Below are 22,739 nucleotides of genomic sequence, written 5' to 3'. Positions count from 1 at the left end.
AGGCCATCGTGATCCGCATTCTGCTTGTCGAACCCATGAATCTGATTCGCGGCGCCCTGGCCGCGACGTTGTCCCTGGAGGAGGACCTCGAGGTGGTCGCCGACCTGGGCGCCCTCGACCAGGCGCTGGACATGGCCCGCGCGGTGCCGCCGGACGTGGCCGTGGTCAACGTCGTGCTGCTGGCCGGCGACGGCCTGGCCACGATCGCCCGGCTCGCCGCCGAACAGCCCGGTTGCGCGATCCTGGCGTTGGCCGGCCCGGGCGAGTCGGTGCTGCTCAACCGGGCGTTCGACCTGCGCATCGACGGCGTCGTCGGTACCCAGTCCGCCCCGTGTGACCTGGTCCGCGGCATCCGCCGGGTCGTCCGGGGCGAGCGGGTCATCGACGCGAGCCTGGCCGTGGCGATGGTCGCGGCGCCGCGCAGTCCATTGTCGCCGCAGGAGCTCAACGTGCTGAGCGTGGCCGCGTCCGGGATGCCGTCCACCGAGGTCGCCGCCGAGCTGCACCTGAGCACCGGCACCGTGCGCAACTACATCTCGGCGATCCTGCGCAAGACCGGCGCGCGCAACCGCCTGGAAGCGGTCCGCCTCGCCGAGGGCGCCGGCTGGTTCCAATGACGGCGGCCCACGACGCCGGCCCGATGGCAGCGGCCGCCGACCGGCGGCCCGACCGCGACCCGACGGCCGGCGGCCCGACGGCGGCCCGGCTGCGGCCCGACGACCGCCCGCCCGACGACGGCGACGCAGCCGCACCTGGCGGGGTGCGACTGCGTCGGCGGTACCGGTCAGAGCTGAACGTGTCAGAGCTGGCCGAGCAGAGCCAGGATGGCGTTGAGGAGCGCGGCCAGTCCACCCGCGGTCGGGGTGCCGTCGAGCAGGTGGGTGATCGCGCACAGCAGGTTACCGAGCAGGTTGCCGGGCGCCTGCACCGCGGTGATTACCAGGTGCACCTGGTTCAGGTCGATGACCAGGCCGAGCAGGTCGAGGTGCAGCGGCCCGAGGACGAGGTTCAGCACCTGACAGGTCGTCGCGGCGACGGTCACGGGCATGCTGACGGTGCGGGTGACGGTACCGATGGCGGCGCCGGACGAGTCGCTGACCGTTCCGGTCAGCACGCCGGTGGCCAGCAGGTTGCCGTTCTGCGTCGAGAATCTCGCCGGGGTGAAGGTGCCGGCGAAGGAGCCGTTGTCGGCCGTACCGGTGATCGGTGTGGCGAGGGCGGCCACGGGCGCCGGGGCGGCCGGGGCTGTCGGGGCGGCACTGGCCACACCCGCACCCGCGAAGCTGAGTCCCAGCGTCGCGAGCAATGTCACGACGATCATCGATAGCCGTTGCCGATGCGTCATCGTTCCTCCTGCTGATTTTGATCCGTCTGAGCTTCTTGTCATCGACAAGCCTCGTTGCCCGTACGGCATCGACCCAGTGAGCGGAGTCAGCGGAACGGCTGACAATTGTCAGGTTTGCCGGGCTACCCGGCGCGCAGCATGGGCGCGAACGACGCCGCGTGATCGTGCTCGCACGTGCAGGCCCGCTGCGTCTCGGCGAGGAACACCCGCGGCGGGACGCCGGTGAGGCGGACGCACTCGCGCGTGAGGTGGGACTGGTCCGCATAGCCGGTACGGATCGCCAGCCCCGCAAGCCCGTCGTCCGTGGGCGCCCGTCCGTGGGCGATCGCCTGCTGGACGAGCGCGAGGAAGCCCTGGAAGCGCAGCATCCGCTGCAGCACCTTCGGCGCGAGCCCGACGGCCGTACGGCAGCGACGCCGCAGCTGCGTCTCGGAGATGTGCAGAGACGTGCTCAGCGGCGCCACCTCGGCCCGGCGCCACGGCATGAGCCCGCGCACCGCCTCGGACACGAGCGGGTCCGGGAGCGCGCCGGCGTGCAGGCACACGTGGCGTTGCATGGCGGCGAGGGCCTCCCGGAGCGACGCCGCCGTGCCGACCGCCTCGCCGAGCGCGGCGGCCGACGAGCCCCACAACTCGTCGGCGCCGATCGCGAGCCCGACCATCTCCGATGCCGGCTGTCCCGTGACCGCCGGGAAGGCGCCCGGCACGAAGCGCATGCCGACCACGGTGGTGCCCGGCTCGACCACCTCGACCACCGGCCCGGTGAGCGGCCCGATCATCTGGGGCATCGACCCGACCCGGCAGACGAGCTCGGCGCCGCCGTGGGGGATGCGCCGGTGGACGTACGGCGCGGCGTCCCGGCCGACCTGCTGAACCCAGACCGATGACGCGAGCCCTCGCAGCCCCGGGACGGGCGGACGCTCGACGTAGCTCTGCCCGCCGGCGGAACGCGCGGAGACGGTCATGCGATCCACTATGTCAGGGGAGGACGCCCGGTTTGTTCAAGAGAGCGCGGCGGGCCCGGCCATACCGTTCGACCATGACACCACCACCTAGGTCCAACGTTCAGGCCGACCTCTGGAGCAGCGATCCGCGAGGCTGGGCGGAGGCCGCCGAGGGCCGCATCCGGCCGCTGTACGAGCGGACACTCGACCGCCTTCAGCTCCGGCCCGGGACGCGGCTCCTCGACGCCGGCTGCGGATCGGGGATGTTCGCCGACCTCGCCGCCCAGCGCGGCGCGGACGTCATCGGGCTGGACGTGGCGCCGGGACTCATCGAGTACGCGCGCCGTCGTCGCCCGGCGGCCGGCTACGTCGTCGACGACCTCGAGCGCATGCCGTTCGCCGACGGCGCCTTCGACGTCGTCACCGCCTTCAACTCCGTCCTGTACGCCGACGACCCGCGCCGGGCGCTGGCCGAGATCGCGCGGGTGACCGCCGGTCCGGGCCGCGCGGTCGTGACGGTCGGCGCCGGTCCCGAGCAGGCCGAGAGCGCGGCGCTGATCAATCCACTCGCGCGCCGGAACGACGTGCCCGACCTCGGCAAGCTCGATCTCGCCGACGCGGACGCGGCCCGCGGAGCGCTGCTCGATGCCGGGTTCGCATCCGTGACGGTGGCCGACATCGCGTTCGATGTCGACTTCGCGAGCGTTGACGACGCGGTCGCCGCCCAACTGCCGGCCGGCCCGGTCACCGCGGCGGTCCGGCATTCCGGCCGCGCGGCCGTCGAGGCGGCGCTGCGGTCCTTCTTCGCGCCGCGAACACGGCCCGGCGGGACCGTGCGCATGGGCCTGGTCTTCCGCTGCTATCTGGCCGAGCGGGCCTGAAGAGTCAGGACGGTGCCCGGCCGCTGACCGAGCACAGCGGACGGCCGGCGGAGTAGAAGTCCGGGTCCTCCAGCGCCCGTACGAGGACGTCCACGGCATCGTCCGGGAAACCGCGCTCGACCAGCCGCGGCCGGAACTGTTCGAGCGTGGCGCGGGCGTGCCAGGAGCCCGGCTCGCCGCCCCGCCACGACCGGCACCAGGTGGTCGCCTGCACGTCGCCGAAGCCGGCCTCCAGCAGCAACTGCGGTATCCGCGTGATGAACCTGCTCGCCGTACCGGACTCGTGGAAAAGCTCTTGGCGCAAGTGGACGTATCGATGCCACAACTCGGCCACGCCGGCGGGCGCGGCCGGCGCCTGCAGCAGGTGCGCGGCCCGGTCGACCCCGAACGGATCGAAATCCTCGACGATGATCGTTCCGCCCGGCGCCAGCCGCTCGCACAGTGCCGGCAGGAGCGTGGCCCGATTGGGGAGGTGGGTCATGACGCATCGGCCGTGGATGATGTCGAAGGGCCCGTCCGGCAGCGGTTCCTCGAGCAGATCGAGCTGCGAAACGGTGAGCCGTTCGTGTGGCGGGATGTGCGAGACGTCGATGTCCACGGCGATCACCGAGCCGTCCGGGCCGACCTGGTCGGCCAGCCACCGCGCGACGCTGCCGTTGCCGGCGCCGATCTCCAGCGCGCGGGCGCCGTGCAGCCGGCTGGATTCGGCGATCCGCGCGCACGTGAACTCGTCGAACAACCCGGTCAGTCCGCTCAGATGCGCGGCGCCGTGAGCGCTCGCGTTGTCGAGCGCGTAGTTCGTCATCGTGGCCTTACCAGGAGTCGGTCGGTTTCAGGACATTGCCTGTTCGCGGGACGGGCCGCCACCCGCCCCGCGCAACGGTCAGCTCGGTGCGACGAAGCTGAAGTCGGCGACCTTGTCGGGGGTCAGACCGGCCGGCATCAGCCCGTTGCCCTGCAGGATGGCGATGCTGCGGACCACTCGCTCGTGGTCCAGGTAGCCGAGCGGGGCGCCGTTCGGCGGGGACGTGTACGGCTTCATCGCGTTGATCTCGGCAACCGCGGCCGGGATCTTGGCGGTCGGCTCGGCCTTGTTGAGGATGGCGGCCGCCTCGTCCGGGTGATCCAGGCTGTACTGAAGGCCCTTCAGGATCGCGCCGACGAACTTCTTGACCTCGTCCTTGTCGGAGTTGATGAGCTCCTCGCGCGCGACGATCACGTTGCCGAACAGGTCACCGAGGTAGTCGCTGTACGGCATGACCACGACCTCCTTCTTGGAGGCCGTCTCGAGCGCCTTCTTGCTGAGCAGGAACGTGCTCAGGGCGTCCACCTTGCGCTGCGCCATCAGGCCGTTGAGCGCGGTGGTCTGAGCACCCTGCATGGTCACCGTCTTAGGATCAACACCGGCGAGCTTGGCGTACGCCGGGAAGAGCAGCTCGCTGACCGAGCCGGTGGCCGTGGCGATCTTCTTGCCGGCCAGGTCGCTGGGCTTGGTGATGCCCGTGTCCTTGGTCGTCATGATCGAAACCAGGGTCTGCTGGTGGACGGCCGCGACCGCGCGCCAGTCGGTGAACTTGCCGAGGCCGGACAGCACCTCGCCGCCCGAGAAGTCCATGGCGGCGAACTGCGCCTGGCCCGACTTGATCAGTGTCAGGTTCTGGGTGTTGCCGGCGCCCTTCTGGATGTCGACGTCCAGGCCGGCCTCCTGGAAGTAGCCCTTCTCCTTCGCCACCCAGGCGAAGGCGTCCCGGCCCACCGCGCCGAACCCGGTCAAGTACGTGACCTTCTTGACCTCGGCACCATTCGCACCGGCCTTCGTGGTGCTGTCGTCCTTGTCCGAGCCCGACCCCGAGCAAGCGCCCGCGGTCACGAGCACTGCGACCAGCAGTGCCGCCGCCAGCGCACGAGAGCGTCTGATCATCCATGGCCTCCTGAGATTCCGGCCGTCCAGCGGCGGAAGTGGCTTTTGGTCCGACCTGCGCGTACGCCAGTCGATGAACCCCGTTGCGTTCCGGCCGGTGTTCGGACGAGATCGTAGGGCAGTGCGGATCGCCTGTCATGACGGTCATTCTCCGCAAATCGGTCCGCGTAACGGATCTTGTCAGCTCCGATGTGGACATCGACGCAGGTCAAATGGTGGTTGACAGCCACATAGGCCGGGGGCAATGCTTTGCACCGGATTTCTGAGGATCTTCTGTTCGCGGTGGCCGACGCCCACCGCGATTTGCCCTGGCCGCAGTCCGAGAGGAATGGAACGTTCGTGACGTCGTCCAGCCCGCGGCCGACGCGGGCCGTCGACGATGCCTACGACCGGCTCCACGCGAAGATCTTCACCGGCGAACTTCTTCCGAACGAGCGACTGGTCGAGGCCGACCTCGCGGAGCGCCTGAAGGTCAGCCGGGCCATCGTGCGTACCGCCCTGGTGCGCCTCGGCCAGGACGGCATCGTGACCCTTACCCCGCACCGCGGTGCCCGGGTCCGGGTCGTCACGGACGCGGAGGCGGCGGAGATCCTTCAGGTCCGCGCCATGCTCGAGGCGCTCGCCGCCCGCCAGGCGGCCGTCCGCGCCACCGCCCGGGAGATCGACCGCCTGCGCCGGATCGTCGCCGGCATGGGCCGCCGGCTCGAGGAGGGCGACCTGCTCGGCTACTCCGAGCACAACGCCGAGCTGCACGCCGCCATCATCGAGGCGGCCCGGCACGAGACCGCGGCCCGCCTGATCGCCGGCCTGCGGGCCCAGCTGGTGCGGTTCCAGTTCCGCACCATCCTGGTGGCCGGTCGCGCCGCTCACTCCTACGCCGAGCACACCGCCATCGTGGACGCGATCGCCGACCGTGACCCCGACGCCGCCGAGACTGCCATGCGCGGCCACCTGAGCCAGGTCGAAGCCACGCTGTCCCGCGCCAAGCGGTGACGATCAGGCCGTACGGGTCCAGCGGGCGCCGAGGTCGGCCGGGGTAGGGGCGGTGCCGGTCAGCGGGCCGTACGAGGCCGCCCCGGGCCGCAGGCCGGCGAGGTGCACGTCGAGGTAGCGCCGGCGTAGCTCGCGGATCTGGCCGGTATCGCCGAGACGGATCGCGGCGAGTTGCTCGTAGATCATGGGCAGGTCGGTGCTCCCGAGGCCGCCGCGAACGGCGCCGCTCTGCTGGGCGCGGTGCAGGACTCGATCCGCGAGCGCGCCCGCCTCCACGGCGAGACCGCGGTGCTCCGGCGTGGGCGTGAACCGACCGGCGAGATGAACGGTGAGGGAGTGGACGTCGGCGTCGACGATGCCGCGCATGAACTCGACGAAACCCTCCCACGGGTCGGTCACCTCGCACGCCCGGCGGGCGATGGCGACGAACCGGCGCAGCCCGTCGAGGCAGAGCGTCGCCAGCAGGGCTTCCTTGCTGGGATAACGCCGGTACAGCGCGCTGATCCCGACGCCCGCCGCCCGTGCGACGTCGCCGACGGGGGCATGTGGCTCCGCGATGAAGACCGTTCGCGCGGCGGCGAGGATCGCGTCGTCGTTCCGGGCGGCCTGCGCCCGCCGCCCGTCGAGGACGGTCCGTTCGCCCGGATCTGTCATGGCATCACGCTAACACTTGTGCGGAACGGAACGTTCCGCTACTGTCTTAGGTAGCGGAACAAAACATTCCGTTCCGCGATCGCTTCCCGAGGAGAGACGATGACCACCTGGACGATCCTGGACCGCGCCCACACGGCACTGCGCGACACGACGGCGGCGTTGACCGTCGCCGACCTCGGCCGGGCCACTCCCTGCGCCGAGTGGAACGTCACCCAGGTCCTGCAGCACGCGGCGGGCGACCAGCTCGCCTACGTCTCGGCGATCACCGGGACGGGCGGTCCGACGGAAAATCCCTTCACCCCGTCGGGGAGTCTGACCGGCACCCCGGCCGAGCTGGTCGAGCCCTCCCTCACCGCGTCGGCCGCTGCCTTCGCCACCCTCGACCGGGCCGGCACGACGCCGACCCCGCTGCCGCACGGCACCCTGCCCACCGCCACGGCGGCCGGTGCCGCAGCGCTCGACGCCGCCGTCCACGCCTGGGACGTCGCGGTCGCGGCTGGTCGGCCGTCCCCGCTCGACGACGACCTCGCCGCACAGCTGCTGCCCGTGGCCCGGGCGATCGTCGAGCCGCTGCGCCAGTACGGCGTGTACGCCGCGGCGCTGGAGTCCCACGAGACAGACGGTTCCGCGGCGGAACTCCTCCGCTACCTCGGCCGCGACCCGCACTGGACCGCCTGACCTCTGGACCGCCTGACCTCTGGACGGCCTGACCACTGAATGGCCTGACTTCTGGACGGCTTGACCACTGAACCGCCTGACTTCTGGGCCGCCTGACCACTAGAAGGCCTGACTTCTGGACGGCCTGACCGCTGGAAGGCCTGACCGCTGGACGGCCTGACCGCTGGAAGGCCTGACCGCTGGAAGGCCTGACCGCTGGACGGCCTGACCGCTGGAAGGCCTGACTTCTGGGTCGCCTGACTTCCTCACGTCCGGCGGCGGGCGGCCGAAGTCAATGGTCGACTTCCACCGCCGTATCGCTGTGAGGCAGAGCGTGACGAGACGGACCACGGCGCTGACGACGGTTGCCGCCGTCATTGCCGCGGTCGCCGTGTCGGTGCTGTCGGCCGACACGGCGTCGACGGCCGCCAGACCCGAGACCGGAGCTGCGCAAACCCCCGCCGAAGCCGAAGCCGATGTCGCGCCGCCGGCGGGCACCAGCCCGTTGAGCCGGACCCGCGGGCTCTTCACCGACCCGCAACTGCCCGCCGCCCGCTGGGTCGCCGCGCATCCCGAGGACAAGCGGGCGGCCACGGTCCGGGCCGCCATCGGCAGCCAGCCGATGGCGCACTGGTTCACCGGCACCAGCGACGCCGACGTGGGCGCCGCGGTCGCCAACTACACCCGATCCGCCGAGGCCGCCGGCCAGTTGCCGGTCCTCGTCGCCTACAACCTGCCCGGCCGCGACGCCTGTGGCGCGGAATCCGCAGGCGGGGCGAGCGACCCGGCGAACTACCAGAAGTGGGTTTCCGCATTCGCGACGGCGATCGGCGTACGGCCGGCACTGGTGATCCTCGAGCCTGACGCGCTCGGCGATTTCAGTTGCATGAGCAAGGCGCAGATCGCCACCCGGCTCCGGCTGCTCAACACCGCCACTCGGATGCTCGCCGAAAAAGCGCCGAATACGTGGACCTACATTGACGCCGGTCACGCCGACTGGATCAGTCCCGCGACCATGGCCAAGCGGCTTCTCTCGGCCGGTGTGGCCCGGGCCCGCGGCTTCGCCGTGAACGTCTCCAACTACATCGGCACGACCGAATCCCGCCGGTACGCGGAGCGAATCGAGGCCGCCCTGCACCGGCCGGCCGCGTACGTCATCGACACCAGCCGCAACGGCAACGGCGGCAACGGGCAATGGTGCAATCCCCGCGGCCGCAAATTGGGCCGGCACTCCACGGCGAATCCGGCCGCCCTCGAACTGTGGATCGCCAATCCCGGCAACTCCGACGGCCAATGCGGCATCGCGCCCACCATCAGGGCCGGCGTCTTCAGCCCGGCACTCGCCCAACGCCTGATCGCCGGGAAGTAGTAGCGCGATCACCTCCCGTTGCCGACGGACTATCCTCGGCAAATGCACCCGCGACTCACCGAACTGGATTGGGCCCCCACCCGCATCGGCGAGATCAGTTTGCGGCGGCGCCTCGAACCAACCACAAAAATTGAGGTGTACGAGGTCAAGCTCGGCGACGAGTACCTGATGTCCAGCCTGTTCACGGTCGCCGAGGAGGAACTGGCCCGGCTCACCCTGGCCGCCCTGCCGAACGCGCCGCTGGACGTCGTCGTCGGCGGTCTCGGCCTCGGCTACACCGCCCGCGCCGCGCTCGCCGACACCCGGGTCCGGTCCCTGATCGTGGTCGAGGCGCTGGCGCCGGTGATCGACTGGCATCGCCGTGAGCTGCTCCCGCAGGCCCGCACGCTTACCGCCGACCCCCGCGCCGCCCTGGTGGAGGGCGATTTCTTCGCGCTGCTGCGCGACGGCACGGGTTTCGACCCGGCCGCACCGGACCGCCGCTTCGACGCCATCCTGGTCGACATCGACCACTCACCGGTCAATGTTCTGGACCCCACCCACGCCGACCTCTACACCCCGGCCGGACTGCGCCGGCTCGGCGGCCGCCTGCGCCCGGGCGGGGCCTTCGGACTGTGGTCCGACGACGCCCCCGACGAGGCTTTTCTGGGCGTCCTCCGGCAGTGTTTCGTCGCCGCGACCGCCCACGTGGTGACCTTCGCCAACCCGCTGACCGGCGGCACCTCGGCCAACACCGTCTACGTCGCGACGGCCGGATAGACCCGCGCTCAGAGCTCGGCGCGCCGGGCGGCGATACGGTCCACCGCCTGCTTGGCCTCGAGCAGGCTCGCGCCGGTCTGCCTGCGGTAGGCGCGGACAGCCTCGATCGTCCGGCCGCCCTCCAGATGCCGTACGACATCCTGCTCGTCGGGGTTGGCGATGCCGAGGTGGTCCATCACCAGGTCAAGTTTCCGCTGCAGGGCCGCCAGCTGGGTGGCCGAGCTGCGCCGCTCCTGAACCCACGCCCCGGCGGCCGCCGCCACCGACCCGATCGTGGCGATCACAAGCAGAATTGCTTCCCACGAATTCACTGGCTCATCTAATCAACCACTCGCAACGCGGTCGGGGTTAGTCTTACCGCTAATGCCTACCTATCGCAGCGCCTCAGTGCTTGTCTCGTCCGACGGCACCAGGACCCCTGGTACCGCCGCGCTCTTCGCCGAGCCGGCCCGTAAGGGCGGAAACCCGCCGTGGGCGGGTGACTTCCGGCCCGCCAACAGCGAAGGCAGCGGCCCCAAGAACGCGGTCGGAAAGACCTTCACGTTGGAGCTGCCCGACGGCAGCACCGGCAAGGTCGTGGTCCAGAGCCTCAAGAGCGGAAAGGGCGGCGTCGTGCTGGCGCTGCTCGGCGAGGACGCGCCGCCCTTCTGATCAAGGCCAGCTCTCGGCGGCCGCCGTCGACCAGCCCCCACGCAGCGAACCGCCGCCATCCGATCGCACCGCGCAGGGCTGGTACACCGACCCCACCGGCCGGCACGAACTGCGTCACCCCTGATTGGCCTTCTGGTAGAGCTCGCCGGGGACGGGCTCGAGCCAGGTGGTCGGGTCACCGCCGTCGGGAAGGGCCTCCAGCATGGCGAGGTGGCTCATGAACGTGCCGGCTCCGGCGCCGTGCCAGTGGTCCTCGCCGGGCGGGCAGAGCACGGTCTCGCCGGCGTGGATGCGCAGCACCGTGCCGTCGCGGGTGCCGACCAGGCCGACGCCCTCGGTGACGTGCAGGGTCTGACCCACGGCGTGCGAGTGCCAGTTGGTGTGGGCGCCCGGGGTGAAGCGCACGAGCGCGACGGTCATCCGCGACGGCCCGGTCCCGTTGTAGATGGGGGTCAGGTAGACGTCACCGGTGAACCGGGACGCGGGTGCCTTGACCGTCGGCTGCACTGGCAGCAGTTCCATGTCCAGTTCCTTTCCTCGGAGGCCGCAGCAGGTACATTGGCCCAGTGACGACAGCTTCGTCCAGCGTCACGCGCGGCGACTCGACCTCGTTCCTGCTGCGGTGTCTGCTCCGGGCCGGGATGCTCGACGTCGTCACCGTGGAGCCGGCGTCGGGCGGGCTCGCGGCGCTTGCGGGGATTGCGACCCGCCGGGACGCGCCGCCCGTGTTCGTCAAGGCCTTCGCCGACGCCCCCGACGACGACGTCTTCGTGGCCGAGGCCGAGGGGCTGGCCACCCTGCGCGAACAGGGCGGCGTGGCGACACCCGAGGTGATCCTGGCCAACCGGGAACTGCTGGCCCTGTCGGTGCTGAGCCCGCGGCCGCCCAGTGAGAGCTTCTGGGAGCGGTTCGCCCACGCGCTCGCCCGCCTGCACACGAGCACGACCCATCCTCGCTTCGGCTGGCATCGCGACAACTGGCTGGGCAGCCGCCGCCAGATCAATACCTGGGACGACGACGGCTTCGCCTTCTTCGCGCGGCACCGGCTGCTCCGCTGGCTGGGGGAGCCCCGCGTCGACGCCGCGCTGGATGCCGACGACCGGGCGGCGCTGGAGCGGCTGTGCCACCGTCTGCCCGAGTTGCTGCCCGACCGCCCGGCCTGCCTGACGCACGGCGACCTGTGGGCTCAGAACGTTCTGGCCACTGCGGACGGGCAGCCCGCGCTGATCGATCCGGCGGTGTCCTACATGTGGGCCGAGGTCGACCTTGCCCATCTGTGGTCCACCGCGCCCCCGCCCGAGGCAGAGCCGTTCTTCGAGATCTACGCGGAGCTGACCGGCCTCGACCGCGACTGGCGCGCCCGCATGCCGCTCGTCCAGCTGCGTCAACACCTCGCCGTGCTGGCCCAGTTCGACGACGACTGGGGCGCGGCCGACCAGATCCGTGCCACCCTCGCCCCGTTCCGAACGCGAAACTGACCCGAGGCGTGGTGACGAGCGTCTACGACAGCGAGCGGCTGGCGGCGGCGTATGCGTTCGACCGGCCGCCGGTGCATCAGCAGATTCTGGGATCGGCCCGCCTCGGGCGCCGCGCCGATCGGGCCCTCGACGTCGGGTGTGGAGCGGGTCTGTCCACCGCCGCGCTGGCACCGCTTGCCCAGCGGGTGATCGGTCTGGAGGCCGTCCCGGCCATGCTCGCGCATTGTGGGACCGTCGCGCCGCAGGCCCGGTTCGTCGTCGGCGTGGCCGAGCGGCTGCCGTTCGGGGCGGGAATGTTCGATCTGGTCACGGCGGCGGGCTCGCTGAACTACGCCGACCTCACGCCGGCGCTGTCAGAGATAGCTCGGGTCCTGGCCCCCGGCGGGAGATTCCTGCTGTACGACTTCTCCGAGGGCCGGCGTTCGACGGACGGCGACGCGCTGGCGGACTGGTTCGCCGCATTCGAGCGGCGGTTCCCGTGGCCCGCGGGCTGGCGGCCGCTCGACCCGCGCGAACTGCCCCTCGCCCGCTGCGGCCTGCGCCTGCTGGACTACGCCGACATCGAGCTCAGGCTGCCGACGACGTTCGACGACTACCTGCGGTACACGGTCAGCGGCATCAACGTCGACACTGCCATCACGCGCGGAGCCTGCAGCGCCGAAGAGGCCCGCGACTGGTGCCGGGAAACGCTGGCAGAGGTCTTCGCGACGGGCGACATGACCGTCGTCATCCCGGGATACCTCGCCACGCTGAGCCGCACCGGAACCGGCGGGGGCGTCTGATCGTCGGAACGGCCATGCGGGTTCTTCTGGTCGTTCTGCTTCTCTTGGTGGGGTGCGCCGGGTGCGGCGGGTCCGGGTCGGCGCTGCCCGCGATTGGTATGACCAGCGGCGGCGGGTTCGAGGGGACCTCGCAGGAATGGACGATCGCGCCGGACGGGGCCTGGACCTGGAATCGGACGGACAAGATCGACGGGTTGAAGGTGTGGCCGCCGCGGAGCGGGCGGCTCACCGGTGCGGCGTTCGACGAGATACGGCGGCTGGCCACCGATCCGGACCTGGGGCGGGAAATGCGACTGCCGCATGAGAAGTGTGACTCGTCGGACGGGTCGTACGAGCGGCTCGACGTCGGTATCAACCATTATGTGGCCGGCTGGTGCGACCGGACGCGGAAACACATCCGGCGGCTGCGGGAACGGATCGTCGCTCTGACCATCGGACCGAACACGGTCAGTTGATGTCGAACTCGTTGCCTTCCGGATCCCTCATCCCCACCGCGTAGTGGTCGAGCCCCTCCTCGTCCAAAGCGCCGGTGATGGTGGCGCCCAGCCCGGCCAGTCGAGCGGCCTCCGCGTCGACGCGGCTCCGGCGGGTCTCGATCGGGTCCGCCCGGTCGCCGCTCGCGTGGAGGTCGAGGTGCAGCCGGTTCTTGACGATCTTTGCCTCCGGGACGACATGGAACCAGATGGTGGGGCCGTGACCGTCCGGGTCGCTGATCCGGTCGGCGCCGTCGATCAGTTCCTCCTCGGGCAGCCCCAGGTCGCGATAGAAGTCGTTCCAGCTGGCGAAACCGGCCGGGGGCGGTGCCAACTCGTAGCCCAGCGCCGCGGCCCAGAACCGGGCCAGGCGGTCCGGGTCGGCACAGTCGATGACCAGCTGAAAGCGGACAGACACCGAATTCCTCCCCGGCCGCGGACGGTTTCGATCAGCAATTGCGTGATACTGTCAGGATTCCGGATTGATTTCCACCGACGCCGCGCGCGCCCGATGCGCGTACGGCCGAATTTCCCTCGCCCGCGGGATTTCCGATTTTTCGAGCCGCAGGGATGCCATTTCGCGGGGAGGGTGGGAAATGTGGCCGCCAACCTCGGATCCGACGTTCCGGAGAACATTCCCGACAGGGCGATGCTTCAGCCGGTCGACCTGACCGGCGGCGCGGCGGCCACGGTGGAGGATGACAGTTGGGCGCGGCTGCGACCTCCGCAGCCAGGCGCCGAGGAGGCGTACCCCAGTTCGTTCCTCTGCCTTCGCGAGCGTGCCGTGTCGGCGGTGGTGGGATGGAATGGGACCACGACCGTCGTGGTGCAATACGTCGCGATCTATGAGTCCAACGGCGCGCACCGTTATCTGCGCGACCTGCGCCGCGCCATCGAGGCTTCTCGCGGTGTGGACGGCCGGGGCGTACGCTGGAATATCCTCGCCACTCGGGTGGCGGGCCCGGATTCGGTGTTATTGCTGCTGCGCGAAGACGTCGAGCGTAGTGGCGAGACCAGCACCCGGGAAACGTACGTCGTGGCGGCCCGGGTGGGCCGTGTGCTGGTGGTTGTCGCCGACACCGGTGGGGAGACCGCGGCCGGCCATCGCGGCCTGGTCGAAGAACTGATCACCCCAGCGCTACGGCGGGTCAGCGTTCTGCTGTGACCGGCAGGGCGCCGGCCCTGCTCGCAACTTCCGACCGCGGCGGATCGACTGGTTCAGCGATTCGCCGCGGTCGGGCTCTTATCCGCACGAACACGCACGAGACAGACGGGGTCAAGTGATCATCTCGAAGCAGCTCATCATCGCCGAACTTCGCCGGCGCGGAGAAAGCCGGCGAGCGGAGTTCGTCGACCGGCAATTGCCCGCCGAGGTCGACACCACGCGGCACGGCGGTCTGCTGGCCACGTTGCGGCTCGATCCCCAATGGCTGGCCGCGGCAAGCGAGCAGCCGGCAGCCGAGGCGGCGGCCGGCGAAGCGGCAGACGAGCCCGCGGGCAAAGCGGCAGGCGAGGTAGCAACAGAGGCGGCAAGCGAGGCGGCAAATGAGTGATCGGCGGCGGCAGCGCTGACCGTCACCGCGACGACAACGGGCACGGCAACTCCATCTTCACGACCGTAGGTCCACCCCGCGGCGAGGAGATCGTCATCGTTCCGTCGAAGGCCCCGAGCCGCCGTTCGATCCCGTGCAGGCCCGTGCCCCGCGCCGCGTCGGCGCCCCCGACCCCGTCGTCGCCGACCTCGGCGATGAGGAGCCCGTCCACGTACCGGAGGGTCACCGAAGCCGAACCGGCCTTGCTGTGCCGCCCCATGTTGGCCAGCGCCTCGGCGACCGCGAAGTAGACGGCCGACTCGACCGGTGTGTCCGGCCGGCCCGGGAGATGCGAGACGACCGCCGTACGCACCGGCAGGGTCATCGCCAACGCCCGGACGGCACCCTCGAGACCGCGCTCGGCGAGCACCGGCGGGTGGATGCCGCGGACCAGGTCGCGCAGCTCGACCAGCGCGATGGCACTCGACGCGCGCGCCTCGGCCAGCAGCTTGAGCGCCGCCGACGGATCCCGGCGGACGAGGCGCTCGGCCAGCCCGATCGTCATCCCCACCGAGACCATCCGGGCCTGGGCGCCGTCGTGCAGATCGCGCTCGATCCGGCGCAGTTCCGCCGCCTGGACGTCGATCGCGTCGGACCTGCTCACGGTGAGGTGGGCGACCCGCAGTCGCAGTTCCGCGGCCGCCGTCGGCGCCAGGAAGAGCCGCTCGAACCGGAAGCAGGTCGTGCGCAGCAGCGGCCCCACGGCCAGCGCGACGAGGAGCAGGACCGCTCCCTGCGGGAGGGCCAGCCACGCCTCGCCGAGATTCGCCGTGGGCCAGAACAGGCCGTACCCGAACCATGCCCCGCCGAGGAAGAGCCACAACGGCAGCAGAACCACGCCGACCAGGCCGTACGCGGCCAGCGCGAGGACCAGCAACCCGAGCGACGCCGCGACAAAAGCGCCCGGCAGCAGCCAGGCCATGTCACGCCAGGTCGCCGAGTCGGTGATGATCCATCTCAGCCAGCGCCGGGTGCCGAGTTCGTGGCTGTCCGGCGCCGGATGATAGGGCCGCCGGATCGGGACGCCGGCGCGCGTGCTCAGCGTCCGCTCGAGGTTGGCCCGCCACCGCACCACCCGGGCGGCCACGGTGAGGACGTCCGTGCCGAGCACCGGCACCGGGCACAACACCAACCCGGCCAGCCACACGGCGAGAACCGGCACGTTGAGCAGGGCCAGGCCGGTCACGAACACACTGTCCGCGATCGCGCTCAAGCCGGCCCGCATCCGGTGCCCGAACCTCATGGCACCATCATCCCGCGCCGACCTGGGCGGAATCATCGGACGGCGGTGACGGTAATCCTCGCGTTCTGCACACAGACCAGGTATCCCGGAACGCTGCGGCACCCGATCAAGGCGCCCAGCAGATACCGATCGCCGGCCGTGCCGACCCGCCGGCCGGTCGCGGGGTCGAGCAGCCGAAACGCGCCGGTCAGCTCCGACGAGGCGACGATCCGGTCGTCGCCGACCGGCTGGGCGACCGTCATGGCGCTCGCCTGCCAGCGCCGCGCGCCCGTGTCCGGGTCGTACCCGATCAGGCCGCCCGGATCCACACCGCACAGCACCGGCCGGCAGTCGGTGAGCGGTCCGTCGGCCTGCCACAGGCCGGCGAGCGTGTCGGGCCGGTACACCGTACTCGTCTGGCCGGTCGCGTCCTGCCGGGTGACGATCAATCGCCCGGCGGCGGCCGAGAGCCGGGTGCCCTCCGACCAAGGCACTTTTCCCGTACGCGTGACCGCACCGTCGACGTGTCGCAGGACGGTGAGCCGCCCGTTCGCCGCGGCCGTGACCACCGCATCACCCACCACGACCAGACTCGCCAGGCCCGGGACCGGGCGGCTCCATAGTGTGCGGCCGTCCCGCAGGCTGACGTTGCGCAGCTGGTCGGCACCGCCCGCGCCGGCGTCGACCAGCAGCACGGATTGATCGGTGACGTCCTCCGGGGCGCCCGCCGCCCGCCACAGCGCCAGGCCGGTGTGCACATCCCGGGCGATTGTGCGGGTGGTCCGGGCAAGGAGCAGATCGGGGCGGTTGAAGTACCTCTCGAAGTCGTCCGGCGCCACGATCACCCCGCCGGCCACCGACGGGGCCTGAGCGAGGACGTCGGGCGCCGGCACCGACCATCGCAACGCGCCGGAGGCCAGGTCGTACGCCTTCAGCGCCGGCACCCCGGCATCGTGGTGGAACAGGTAGAGCGACGCCGGAGTGAGTGTCATGGTGTCGTCGTCGCGGTCGTACGGGGCGGACCAGAGCACGCCGCCGAACGGCGGGGACGGCCGGACCGACCCGTTGACGAGGAACAGCGTGAGCAGCCCGACCAGGAACAGCGCCACCGATCGGGACGGCATCGCCCGGCGCGGCCGCCGGCCCGCCTCCGGAGCGATGTCCAGGTCGACGATCGTCACGCCGGACCTCGGCTAGGCCGCGGGCGGAGCGGTCGACTTCCGGATGACCAGTTGCGTGGCCAGCTCGATGCGCGGCGAGGTCAACTGCTCGCCGGCGACCAGCCGCAACAGCCGCTGCATCGCCACCCGGCCCATCTCGGCGAGCGGCTGCCGCACGGTCGTCAGCGGCGGCGCCGACCACCGCGACGCGGTCATGTCATCGAAGCCGACCACGCTGACGTCCTCCGGCACTCGCAGGCCCAGTGTCCGGGCCGCCTCGATCGCGCCCAGCGCCTGCGCGTCGTTGGCGGCGAACAGGGCGGTGGGCCGTTCCGTGAGTGATAGCAGCTCGGCGGCGGCCGTGAAGCCCGCGTCGAAGGTGAACGGGCCGGGCCGGATCAGCTCGGGCTCCAGCGCCTGCCCGGCCCGCGACAGGGCGGCGTGGTAGCCGTGCAGGCGGGCGATGCTGACCATCGCCTCGGGCGGCCCCTCCACGAAGCCGATCCGGCGGTGCCCGAGCCCGATCAGATGGGCGGTGGCCTCCATGCCGCCGTTGAAGTTCGTGGCGCCCACGCTCGGGATCTCCGGGGACGGGATGTTCACCGGGTCGATGGTGACGATCGGGATGTCCTGGTCGGAGAAGTGACGCCACTGCTGCGAGGTCACGGTCGAGGTCACCAGCACGACGCCCTCGCGGTGCGCGTTCGCGGTCCGCCGGGCCCAGCCGGCGCCGAGCGGGTCTTCCGGGACGAGCCCGACGACGACGTCCACCTGCTCGGCCGAGGCGGCCTCGATCGCGCCGCGGATGATCTCGAGGTTGTTCGGCGTCTCCATGGCGTCGAAGACGAGGTCGACCGTACGCGCCACCGGCTGGCTGCCGCCCGGTCCGCGCGCGACGTACCCGTGCTGGGCGAGCAGCACCCCGATCCGGGTCCGGGTCTCCGGCGCGACGTCGGTGCGGCCGTTGACGACCTTCGAGACCGTGGGCACGGAAACGCCCGCCTCGCGCGCCACCGCGGCCAGCGTCGCCCGCCGTTCCGATGCGTCCTTACCCACGGTGATCCCTCCTGCGGAGCTGACCCGAGTATCGCAACATTGCGCAATTTTTCGAAAGACCGGCTCACTGCCGGCCGAGGCTGTCGAGGAAGAAGCGGGTACGGCGGTCGTAGTCCTCGCGCGGTTGCGGGCCCAGCGCGCGGAGCGCCAGGCCGTTGGCGATGTCGGCGTAGTACAGGTCGGCGGCGGTGAAGCCGGGGCGGAGGACGCCCGCGTCGTGGCCTCGCCGGAGCAGATGCACGGTGGTGTCGGTGGCGGCGTTGGCCAGGGCGACGAGCTGGGCCGAGTTCGGGTACGTCATCAGCAGCGCGTCGGTGAAGGCGGGCTCGCGATACTGCAGGTCGCGCCGGTCGCCGACGTACGTCGCGATGGCTTGCCACGGGTCGTCGACGGCCCGCGCCCGGCCCATGATGGTGTGCATCTCGGCGGCGACCAGCTCGCCGATCACGGCGTCGATGAGGCCGTCGCGCCCGCCGAAGCGGTTGTAGATCGTGGCCTTGCTGACCCCGGCCGCCGCCGCGATCTCCTCCAGCGGGGTGCTCAGCCCGCGGCCCCGGAAGGCCGCGATGGCAGCGGCGCGGATCTGGGCCACGTTGCGGGCCGCATCGGCGCGCAACGGCGGCCCGACCACGGTCACCTCGGTATCCACCTCGTCACCGTACCAACTTGACCCGGCAGTTAAGTTAACCCTAGGGTCAGGTTATGACGAAGTCCATCGCCGTCCTCGGGGCGGGGCCGGGTCTCGGCCAGGCCGTCGCCCACCGCTACGCCCGCGAGGGTTACGCCGTCGCGATCGTGGCCCGCCGTCAGGAGCCGCTCGACCGGCTCGCCGAGCAACTGACGAGGGAGGGCGCGCGGGCGCATGCGATCGCCGCCGACCTCGCCGACACCGCCGCCATCCCGGCGCTGGCCGAGCGCATCCGGACCGCAGTCGGCGACCCCGACGCGCTGTACTACGGCGCCGCCGCCAACGGCTTCGTGCCGGTGCTGGAGCTGACGCCCGAGCGGGTGGACGAGCTCATGCCGCTCAGTGTGCACGCGCTGCTCTCCCTCGTACGGGAAATGCTGCCCGCGATGATCGCCAAGGGTGACGGAGCGATCCTGAGTGCCCAGGGCGCCAGCGCCCGGTGGGGTAACCCGGACATCGCCGGTGGCGTCGCCCTCGCCGCCCAGCGCAACCTCCTGCAGGCATTGCACGCCGCGGTGGCCGGCCAGGGAGTCTACGTCGGCGGCCTCTACATCGGCGCCGCCATCGAGAACACGCCCTTCCACGCCCGGATGGAGTCGGCGCGGGCGGCCGGCGACCCGGTACCCGACATCCCGTCGGTCGATCCGGCCGACCTCGCCGACCTGCTCTGGACCATGCATCACCAGACACGACCGCCGGAGGCCGTCTACCCCGTGGCCTGAGGCGCCCGGCGTGGCAGGATTGCCCGGCCGAGGCGAGTCGACGGGGAGCGGCGGGGTTGGATCTGACAGAAGCGAGGCACCTCGCCTCCGGCCTCATGGCCCGGCACGGGCTGACCGGGTGGCGCCTGGTGTTCGACAACGCCAAGACCCGGGCCGGAGTGTGCCGCTTCGACCGCAAGGAGATCGGGCTGTCCCGCCCGTTGATCGCTCTCTACGAGATCGAGCAGGTCACCGACACGGTGCTGCACGAGATCGCCCATGCGCTGGCCGGGCCGCGGCACGGGCACGATCGGGTCTGGCGGGCCGTCGCGCGGCGGATCGGCTGCTCGGGGGAGAGGTGCATCCGGGCGGACGCGCCCAGCGTCGACGGGCCGTGGGAGGGTGTCTGCCCGGCCGGTCACCGCACGACGGCACATCGCCGCCCGGTACGCGTCAAGTCGTGCCGCGGCTGCTCCGCCGGGTTCGATCCGTCCGCGATCTACACGTGGTCACATCGCGGCGAGCCGGCCTCGATGGACCCCCGGTACGAGGCCGAGCTGGCGCGCATCCGGGCCGGTCGGTCCGCGACGAAGCCCGTGGTGGTGCCGGTGCAGGTCGGTGAACGAGTCCGGCTGACGGGCACGGGCAAATACGCGGGACTGGCCGGCACGGTCGTGAAGCGGGGGCGAACCCGCTACCAGGTCGAGACCCGGGCCGGACTGCTCAGCGTGGCGTTCACGGCCGTGACGCCGCAGCCTCACGGTTTGCGCCCGACCCCGCAGTAGACGCTGAGAGCCTCCGGGGTGGCGCCCGGGCCGGGCCGCCAGAGCGGGGTCGGCACGACGCCCGGCTCGACCAGATCGAGGCCCGTGAAAAAGCCATTCATTTGCTCGACCGTACGCAGGTGGTAGTCGGCGCCGCCGGAACGCGCGGTCCGCACCGCCTCGGCCGTCGCCTCGGTCACGACGCTGTCGTTCACCACCAGGTAGCTGCCGGACGGCACGGCGGCGAGGAACCGCGCGACTATCTCGGCCGGGCCCGGGACGTCGGTGTCGGCGACGTTGCCGAGGATGCCCAGCATCATCAGGGCCACCGGGCGGGTGAGGTCCAGCGTCTTCGCCGCCGCGTCGACGATGCGCGCGGGGTCGTGCACGTCGGCGTCGACATAGTCGGTGACGCCCGAGCCGGCCAGCAAGGCGCGGGCGTGGACGAGCACCAGCGGGTCGTTGTCGACGTACACCACCCTGGTCTCGGGCGCGACGGCCTGGGCGACCTGGTGGGTGTTTCCGGCGCTGGGCAGGCCGGTGCCGAGGTCGAGGAACTGGCGGACGCCGGCCTCGCCGGTCAGGAAGGTCACGACCCGGCCGAGGAACTCCCGCGAGGCCCGCGCGACCCGCACCACGTCGGGGTACACCTGCTTGACCTGGTCGCCGACCGCGCGGTCGGCGGGGTAGTTGTCCGTACCGCCGAGCCAGTAGTTCCAGATGCGGGCGCTGTGCGGCTGCTCGGAGTTGAGCCGGGCTTGCAGGTCAGAATCGGAGTCGCTCATCGATCCGCCTTCCGTCGGGTCACGACCACGGCGGATGGATCGTACCGTCCACTGTGCTCCCAGCCGTCCCCGTTACTGAAGCGCGGTGACCGCGGCGTAGACGGTGGCGGTGAGGCGGGGGTCGAGCGGGTCCGGGAGCAGCCGGCCCGGCCCGGCCAGGCGGGCGAGCGCGTGCGCGGCGGCGAGCCGGTGACCTATGTCGATGGTCATCCGCCGGTGGACGGAGACGCTGAGCAGGCCCGGCAGCGCGAGCAGGGGGTGCAGCCGGTTCGGCCGGGCCGGGCCGGTCGCGGTGTCGTCGTCACGGCCGTTCATCGTCAGGTTGATGTGCGGTGGATCGCGGTCGTCGACCCATTGCGGCGGGACGCTGTCGGCGACCGACAGGTCGATCAGCACGTCGTATCGGACGGGAACCTCGCCGGGCGTCGCGTCCACCGTGAGGCGGCTGTCGGCGAAGGTGAGGTCGCGGACGCCGGTCGCGGTCAGCAGGGCCGCGATCTCCGGAACGGTGTGCGCGTCGATGACGAGGACCCGGCTGGCCGACAGCGGGACATGCGTCTGCCGTACGGCGTTGAGCAGCGCGGCGATCACGGTGACCGCGGCGGAGTCGTCGCCGGTCTCGAGAACCGGCAGGACGGGCCGCAGGCGATCCAGCCGGTCGCGTACGGCGTCGGCGCGCGCCGTGCTGGTGTGGTGCAGACAGACCGCGGCGAAGCCGGGCGTGAGCGCGGCGACCGTGTCCTCGAGGGCGGCCTGCCTGGTGTCGACGGGCAGGAGCGCGATCTCCAGGCCGCTGTGGTGGTTGAGGAAGGCGGCCACCGGCTCCATGCCCGCCAGCGCGGTCGCCGCCTCGGCGCCCGCGCGCAGGCCGCTGGCATCGCTGACCAGCGCGACCCGGTGCCGGCGACCGGTGTACCGGTCGACGTCGTCGGGATTGCCCGGGGCCGGGTCGCCCGCACGGGCCAGCGGGATCGTGACGCGCCGGTCTCGCGGCGCGCCGAGGTCGAATTGGCTCATCGGTCCCCCGGAGCGTGGGTGCGGAGGCGTCGATATTACCAATTGCAAAACTCTTCAACTACGGCCGGGCCCGCGGTGCGGTCAGCGGCGTCTCCGCTACGGGAGCTCGGCGCCGGTGGCCCGGTCCTGCAGTTCGGCCAGGAGCCCGTCGCGGTCGGTGAGGATCTCGCCGAGAATGCGCCGGCCGGCGGCGAGCAGGTCGAGCACGGCCGGTGTGCTCAGCGCGTACATGACCGCGCCGCCGTCGCGGAACGAGACCACGATGCCGGCCCGGCGCAGCACGGCGAGCTGCTGCGACAGGTTGGACGGCTCGATGTCGATCTCGGCGAGGAGGTCGCGAACCGGCATCGGCCCGGGCTGGAGCAACTCCAGGACCCGGATGCGAACCGGATGCCCGAGCGTGCGGAACATCTCGGCCTTTGCCTGGTACAACGGCACGGACACGAGCGCTCCCAGCATGATCGGCCAACGCGGTCAATCCCGGTCTGACCTGCGCGGCGACTCCCAAGGCTACACGGACGGCGCCGCGCCGCGGGTTCAGCCGGGGCGCTCGTCCAGTCCGGGGTGCGTCTCCGAGCGGACGGTGGCGAGCGCCACGGCGAGGTTGTAGCGGATCGCCTCGCACGTCGTGCACACGGACTCGGCGCAGTCCCTCCGGTGCGCCTCCGCCACGAGCAGGGCGGCGTCGCGCAGGGCGCGTACCTCGAGACGCAGGCGTGGCCCGTCCGGGACGCCCAGCAGCGCCGACGCGGCCAGCTCGATCGTCCGCTCGGGCACCTGGTAGGCGGCGGTCGCGGCCGCGGTGCGACGCAGCACGTCGTCGAGCGGCCTGGTCACATTGCTAAAT

At 71.4% G+C, this 22,739-nt stretch carries 30 protein-coding genes; 14 read left to right on the top strand and 16 right to left on the bottom strand.

The features are described 5' to 3' along the window. Positions 1–8 precede the first annotated feature (8 nt). Complete coding sequence (locus tag A3CQ_RS0103945) at positions 9–617, top strand: response regulator transcription factor (protein ID WP_020509612.1); 609 nt, start codon at positions 9–11, stop codon at positions 615–617. Between the two features lie 182 nt (positions 618–799). On the opposite strand, the gene A3CQ_RS0103940 is transcribed toward A3CQ_RS0103945, so the two are convergent. Beyond that, entirely contained in the window at positions 800–1,345 is a 546-nt protein-coding gene (locus A3CQ_RS0103940) for a hypothetical protein (protein WP_026205265.1), read from the bottom strand. 122 nt (positions 1,346–1,467) lie between these two features. Continuing rightward, complete coding sequence (locus A3CQ_RS0103935) at positions 1,468–2,310, bottom strand: AraC family transcriptional regulator (RefSeq protein ID WP_020509610.1); 843 nt, start codon at positions 2,308–2,310, stop codon at positions 1,468–1,470. A 74-nt stretch (positions 2,311–2,384) separates the two neighbouring features. On the opposite strand from A3CQ_RS0103935, the gene A3CQ_RS57030 reads away from it, so the two are divergent. Then, the gene (locus A3CQ_RS57030; RefSeq protein ID WP_020509609.1) at positions 2,385–3,170 is read left to right on the top strand and encodes a class I SAM-dependent methyltransferase; all 786 of its coding nucleotides are present in this window, start codon (positions 2,385–2,387) and stop codon (positions 3,168–3,170) included. A gap of 4 nt (positions 3,171–3,174) precedes the next feature. Here the strand turns inward: A3CQ_RS57030 and A3CQ_RS51380 are convergent, their stop codons facing one another. Both A3CQ_RS51380 and A3CQ_RS0103920 read right to left on the bottom strand, forming a co-directional pair. Beyond that, a complete protein-coding gene (locus A3CQ_RS51380) occupies positions 3,175–3,975 on the bottom strand; it encodes a class I SAM-dependent methyltransferase (protein ID WP_020509608.1) in 801 nt (266 codons plus the stop codon). A gap of 78 nt (positions 3,976–4,053) precedes the next feature. Continuing rightward, the gene (locus tag A3CQ_RS0103920; RefSeq protein WP_026205264.1) at positions 4,054–5,091 is read right to left on the bottom strand and encodes an ABC transporter substrate-binding protein; all 1,038 of its coding nucleotides are present in this window, start codon (positions 5,089–5,091) and stop codon (positions 4,054–4,056) included. 339 nt (positions 5,092–5,430) lie between these two features. On the opposite strand from A3CQ_RS0103920, the gene A3CQ_RS0103915 reads away from it, so the two are divergent. After that, the gene (locus tag A3CQ_RS0103915) at positions 5,431–6,084 is read left to right on the top strand and encodes a GntR family transcriptional regulator (RefSeq protein ID WP_020509606.1); all 654 of its coding nucleotides are present in this window, start codon (positions 5,431–5,433) and stop codon (positions 6,082–6,084) included. A 3-nt stretch (positions 6,085–6,087) separates the two neighbouring features. Here A3CQ_RS0103915 and A3CQ_RS0103910 read toward each other — a convergent pair whose 3' ends face one another. Further along, the gene (locus tag A3CQ_RS0103910) at positions 6,088–6,738 is read right to left on the bottom strand and encodes a TetR/AcrR family transcriptional regulator (RefSeq protein WP_020509605.1); all 651 of its coding nucleotides are present in this window, start codon (positions 6,736–6,738) and stop codon (positions 6,088–6,090) included. Positions 6,739–6,837: 99 nt separating this feature from the next. Here A3CQ_RS0103910 and A3CQ_RS0103905 point away from each other — a divergent pair, with 99 nt between their 5' ends. From A3CQ_RS0103905 to A3CQ_RS0103895, 3 genes are all read left to right on the top strand, one after another. After that, positions 6,838–7,416 carry a TIGR03086 family metal-binding protein gene (locus tag A3CQ_RS0103905; protein ID WP_020509604.1) on the top strand — a complete coding sequence of 193 codons (579 nt, stop codon included), beginning with the start codon at positions 6,838–6,840 and terminating at the stop codon, positions 7,414–7,416. Between the two features lie 313 nt (positions 7,417–7,729). After that, positions 7,730–8,764 (top strand): glycoside hydrolase family 6 protein, encoded by a 1,035-nt coding sequence (locus A3CQ_RS0103900; RefSeq protein ID WP_020509603.1) that lies wholly within the window; start codon positions 7,730–7,732, stop codon positions 8,762–8,764. 42 nt (positions 8,765–8,806) lie between these two features. Continuing rightward, a complete protein-coding gene (locus A3CQ_RS0103895) occupies positions 8,807–9,523 on the top strand; it encodes a polyamine aminopropyltransferase (protein WP_020509602.1) in 717 nt (238 codons plus the stop codon). 8 nt (positions 9,524–9,531) lie between these two features. On the opposite strand, the gene A3CQ_RS0103890 is transcribed toward A3CQ_RS0103895, so the two are convergent. Next, complete coding sequence (locus A3CQ_RS0103890; RefSeq protein ID WP_040431291.1) at positions 9,532–9,834, bottom strand: hypothetical protein; 303 nt, start codon at positions 9,832–9,834, stop codon at positions 9,532–9,534. A gap of 52 nt (positions 9,835–9,886) precedes the next feature. Here A3CQ_RS0103890 and A3CQ_RS0103885 point away from each other — a divergent pair, with 52 nt between their 5' ends. Continuing rightward, on the top strand, positions 9,887–10,174 hold the full coding sequence (locus tag A3CQ_RS0103885; protein WP_245576985.1) for a hypothetical protein: 288 nt from the start codon (positions 9,887–9,889) through the stop codon (positions 10,172–10,174). Between the two features lie 114 nt (positions 10,175–10,288). On the opposite strand, the gene A3CQ_RS0103880 is transcribed toward A3CQ_RS0103885, so the two are convergent. Further along, positions 10,289–10,696 carry a (R)-mandelonitrile lyase gene (locus tag A3CQ_RS0103880; protein ID WP_020509599.1) on the bottom strand — a complete coding sequence of 136 codons (408 nt, stop codon included), beginning with the start codon at positions 10,694–10,696 and terminating at the stop codon, positions 10,289–10,291. A 44-nt stretch (positions 10,697–10,740) separates the two neighbouring features. Here A3CQ_RS0103880 and A3CQ_RS0103875 point away from each other — a divergent pair, with 44 nt between their 5' ends. Genes A3CQ_RS0103875 through A3CQ_RS0103865 form a run of 3 tightly spaced genes read left to right on the top strand, consistent with a single transcriptional unit; the run spans position 10,741 to position 12,889 of the window. After that, positions 10,741–11,652 carry a fructosamine kinase family protein gene (locus tag A3CQ_RS0103875; protein WP_020509598.1) on the top strand — a complete coding sequence of 304 codons (912 nt, stop codon included), beginning with the start codon at positions 10,741–10,743 and terminating at the stop codon, positions 11,650–11,652. An 8-nt stretch (positions 11,653–11,660) separates the two neighbouring features. Next, on the top strand, positions 11,661–12,434 hold the full coding sequence (locus A3CQ_RS57025) for a class I SAM-dependent methyltransferase (RefSeq protein WP_020509597.1): 774 nt from the start codon (positions 11,661–11,663) through the stop codon (positions 12,432–12,434). A 14-nt stretch (positions 12,435–12,448) separates the two neighbouring features. Next, positions 12,449–12,889 carry a hypothetical protein gene (locus A3CQ_RS0103865; RefSeq protein ID WP_157295258.1) on the top strand — a complete coding sequence of 147 codons (441 nt, stop codon included), beginning with the start codon at positions 12,449–12,451 and terminating at the stop codon, positions 12,887–12,889. Here A3CQ_RS0103865 and A3CQ_RS0103860 read toward each other — a convergent pair. Then, positions 12,882–13,325 (bottom strand): VOC family protein, encoded by a 444-nt coding sequence (locus A3CQ_RS0103860; protein ID WP_020509595.1) that lies wholly within the window; start codon positions 13,323–13,325, stop codon positions 12,882–12,884. The genes A3CQ_RS0103865 and A3CQ_RS0103860 overlap by 8 nt on opposite strands. A 180-nt stretch (positions 13,326–13,505) precedes the next feature. On the opposite strand from A3CQ_RS0103860, the gene A3CQ_RS0103855 reads away from it, so the two are divergent. Beyond that, positions 13,506–14,072, top strand: coding sequence for a hypothetical protein (locus A3CQ_RS0103855; protein ID WP_020509594.1), 567 nt, complete (start codon positions 13,506–13,508; stop codon positions 14,070–14,072). A 115-nt stretch (positions 14,073–14,187) separates the two neighbouring features. Further along, positions 14,188–14,460, top strand: coding sequence for a hypothetical protein (locus tag A3CQ_RS51370; RefSeq protein WP_020509593.1), 273 nt, complete (start codon positions 14,188–14,190; stop codon positions 14,458–14,460). Positions 14,461–14,482: 22 nt separating this feature from the next. On the opposite strand, the gene A3CQ_RS0103845 is transcribed toward A3CQ_RS51370, so the two are convergent. The 4 genes from A3CQ_RS0103845 to A3CQ_RS0103830 form a co-directional block, all read right to left on the bottom strand. Continuing rightward, positions 14,483–15,742, bottom strand: coding sequence for a sensor histidine kinase (locus A3CQ_RS0103845; protein ID WP_026205260.1), 1,260 nt, complete (start codon positions 15,740–15,742; stop codon positions 14,483–14,485). Between the two features lie 32 nt (positions 15,743–15,774). Continuing rightward, positions 15,775–16,902, bottom strand: coding sequence for an outer membrane protein assembly factor BamB family protein (locus tag A3CQ_RS0103840; protein WP_026205259.1), 1,128 nt, complete (start codon positions 16,900–16,902; stop codon positions 15,775–15,777). A 12-nt stretch (positions 16,903–16,914) separates the two neighbouring features. Beyond that, positions 16,915–17,937 carry a LacI family DNA-binding transcriptional regulator gene (locus tag A3CQ_RS0103835; RefSeq protein WP_020509591.1) on the bottom strand — a complete coding sequence of 341 codons (1,023 nt, stop codon included), beginning with the start codon at positions 17,935–17,937 and terminating at the stop codon, positions 16,915–16,917. Between the two features lie 64 nt (positions 17,938–18,001). Then, positions 18,002–18,586, bottom strand: coding sequence for a TetR/AcrR family transcriptional regulator (locus A3CQ_RS0103830; protein WP_020509590.1), 585 nt, complete (start codon positions 18,584–18,586; stop codon positions 18,002–18,004). A 53-nt stretch (positions 18,587–18,639) separates the two neighbouring features. On the opposite strand from A3CQ_RS0103830, the gene A3CQ_RS0103825 reads away from it, so the two are divergent. Together A3CQ_RS0103825 and A3CQ_RS0103820 are read left to right on the top strand one after the other, a co-directional pair. Continuing rightward, positions 18,640–19,347, top strand: a complete 708-nt coding sequence (locus A3CQ_RS0103825; protein WP_020509589.1) for an SDR family NAD(P)-dependent oxidoreductase — start codon at positions 18,640–18,642, stop codon at positions 19,345–19,347. Between the two features lie 56 nt (positions 19,348–19,403). Then, entirely contained in the window at positions 19,404–20,111 is a 708-nt protein-coding gene (locus tag A3CQ_RS0103820; protein WP_040431289.1) for a SprT-like domain-containing protein, read from the top strand. Here the strand turns inward: A3CQ_RS0103820 and A3CQ_RS0103815 are convergent. From A3CQ_RS0103815 to A3CQ_RS0103800, 4 genes are all read right to left on the bottom strand, one after another. Further along, positions 20,084–20,875, bottom strand: a complete 792-nt coding sequence (locus A3CQ_RS0103815; RefSeq protein ID WP_020509587.1) for an SAM-dependent methyltransferase — start codon at positions 20,873–20,875, stop codon at positions 20,084–20,086. The two genes, A3CQ_RS0103820 and A3CQ_RS0103815, sit on opposite strands and share 28 nt — an antisense overlap. A gap of 72 nt (positions 20,876–20,947) precedes the next feature. Next, positions 20,948–21,892 (bottom strand): hypothetical protein, encoded by a 945-nt coding sequence (locus tag A3CQ_RS0103810; RefSeq protein WP_020509586.1) that lies wholly within the window; start codon positions 21,890–21,892, stop codon positions 20,948–20,950. Positions 21,893–21,988: 96 nt separating this feature from the next. Further along, entirely contained in the window at positions 21,989–22,336 is a 348-nt protein-coding gene (locus tag A3CQ_RS0103805; protein ID WP_020509585.1) for an ArsR/SmtB family transcription factor, read from the bottom strand. A gap of 93 nt (positions 22,337–22,429) precedes the next feature. Continuing rightward, the gene (locus A3CQ_RS0103800; RefSeq protein ID WP_020509584.1) at positions 22,430–22,729 is read right to left on the bottom strand and encodes a hypothetical protein; all 300 of its coding nucleotides are present in this window, start codon (positions 22,727–22,729) and stop codon (positions 22,430–22,432) included. Positions 22,730–22,739 lie beyond the last annotated feature (10 nt).

This window comes from Paractinoplanes globisporus DSM 43857, from assembly GCF_000379645.1.
In the GTDB taxonomy this organism is placed as follows: Bacteria; Actinomycetota; Actinomycetes; order Mycobacteriales; family Micromonosporaceae; genus Actinoplanes; species Actinoplanes globisporus.
This window is presented reverse-complemented; position numbering and strand designations above follow the sequence as displayed.

Bases quoted from the DNA above. Each gene is read 5' to 3' on its own strand.
- A3CQ_RS0103905 (WP_020509604.1), top strand. From the start codon at position 6,838: ATGACCACCTGGACGATCCTGGACCGCGCCCACACGGCACTGCGCGAC.
- A3CQ_RS0103885 (WP_245576985.1), top strand. From the start codon at position 9,887: ATGCCTACCTATCGCAGCGCCTCAGTGCTTGTCTCGTCCGACGGCACC.
- A3CQ_RS0103810 (WP_020509586.1), bottom strand. From the start codon at position 21,892: ATGAGCCAATTCGACCTCGGCGCGCCGCGAGACCGGCGCGTCACGATC.
- A3CQ_RS57030 (WP_020509609.1), top strand. From the start codon at position 2,385: ATGACACCACCACCTAGGTCCAACGTTCAGGCCGACCTCTGGAGCAGC.
- A3CQ_RS0103865 (WP_157295258.1), top strand. From the start codon at position 12,449: ATGCGGGTTCTTCTGGTCGTTCTGCTTCTCTTGGTGGGGTGCGCCGGG.
- A3CQ_RS0103910 (WP_020509605.1), bottom strand. From the start codon at position 6,738: ATGACAGATCCGGGCGAACGGACCGTCCTCGACGGGCGGCGGGCGCAG.
- A3CQ_RS0103880 (WP_020509599.1), bottom strand. From the start codon at position 10,696: ATGGAACTGCTGCCAGTGCAGCCGACGGTCAAGGCACCCGCGTCCCGG.
- A3CQ_RS0103940 (WP_026205265.1), bottom strand. From the start codon at position 1,345: ATGACGCATCGGCAACGGCTATCGATGATCGTCGTGACATTGCTCGCG.
- A3CQ_RS0103845 (WP_026205260.1), bottom strand. From the start codon at position 15,742: ATGAGGTTCGGGCACCGGATGCGGGCCGGCTTGAGCGCGATCGCGGAC.
- A3CQ_RS0103920 (WP_026205264.1), bottom strand. From the start codon at position 5,091: ATGATCAGACGCTCTCGTGCGCTGGCGGCGGCACTGCTGGTCGCAGTG.
- A3CQ_RS0103815 (WP_020509587.1), bottom strand. From the start codon at position 20,875: ATGAGCGACTCCGATTCTGACCTGCAAGCCCGGCTCAACTCCGAGCAG.
- A3CQ_RS0103935 (WP_020509610.1), bottom strand. From the start codon at position 2,310: ATGACCGTCTCCGCGCGTTCCGCCGGCGGGCAGAGCTACGTCGAGCGT.
- A3CQ_RS0103825 (WP_020509589.1), top strand. From the start codon at position 18,640: ATGACGAAGTCCATCGCCGTCCTCGGGGCGGGGCCGGGTCTCGGCCAG.
- A3CQ_RS51380 (WP_020509608.1), bottom strand. From the start codon at position 3,975: ATGACGAACTACGCGCTCGACAACGCGAGCGCTCACGGCGCCGCGCAT.
- A3CQ_RS0103895 (WP_020509602.1), top strand. From the start codon at position 8,807: ATGCACCCGCGACTCACCGAACTGGATTGGGCCCCCACCCGCATCGGC.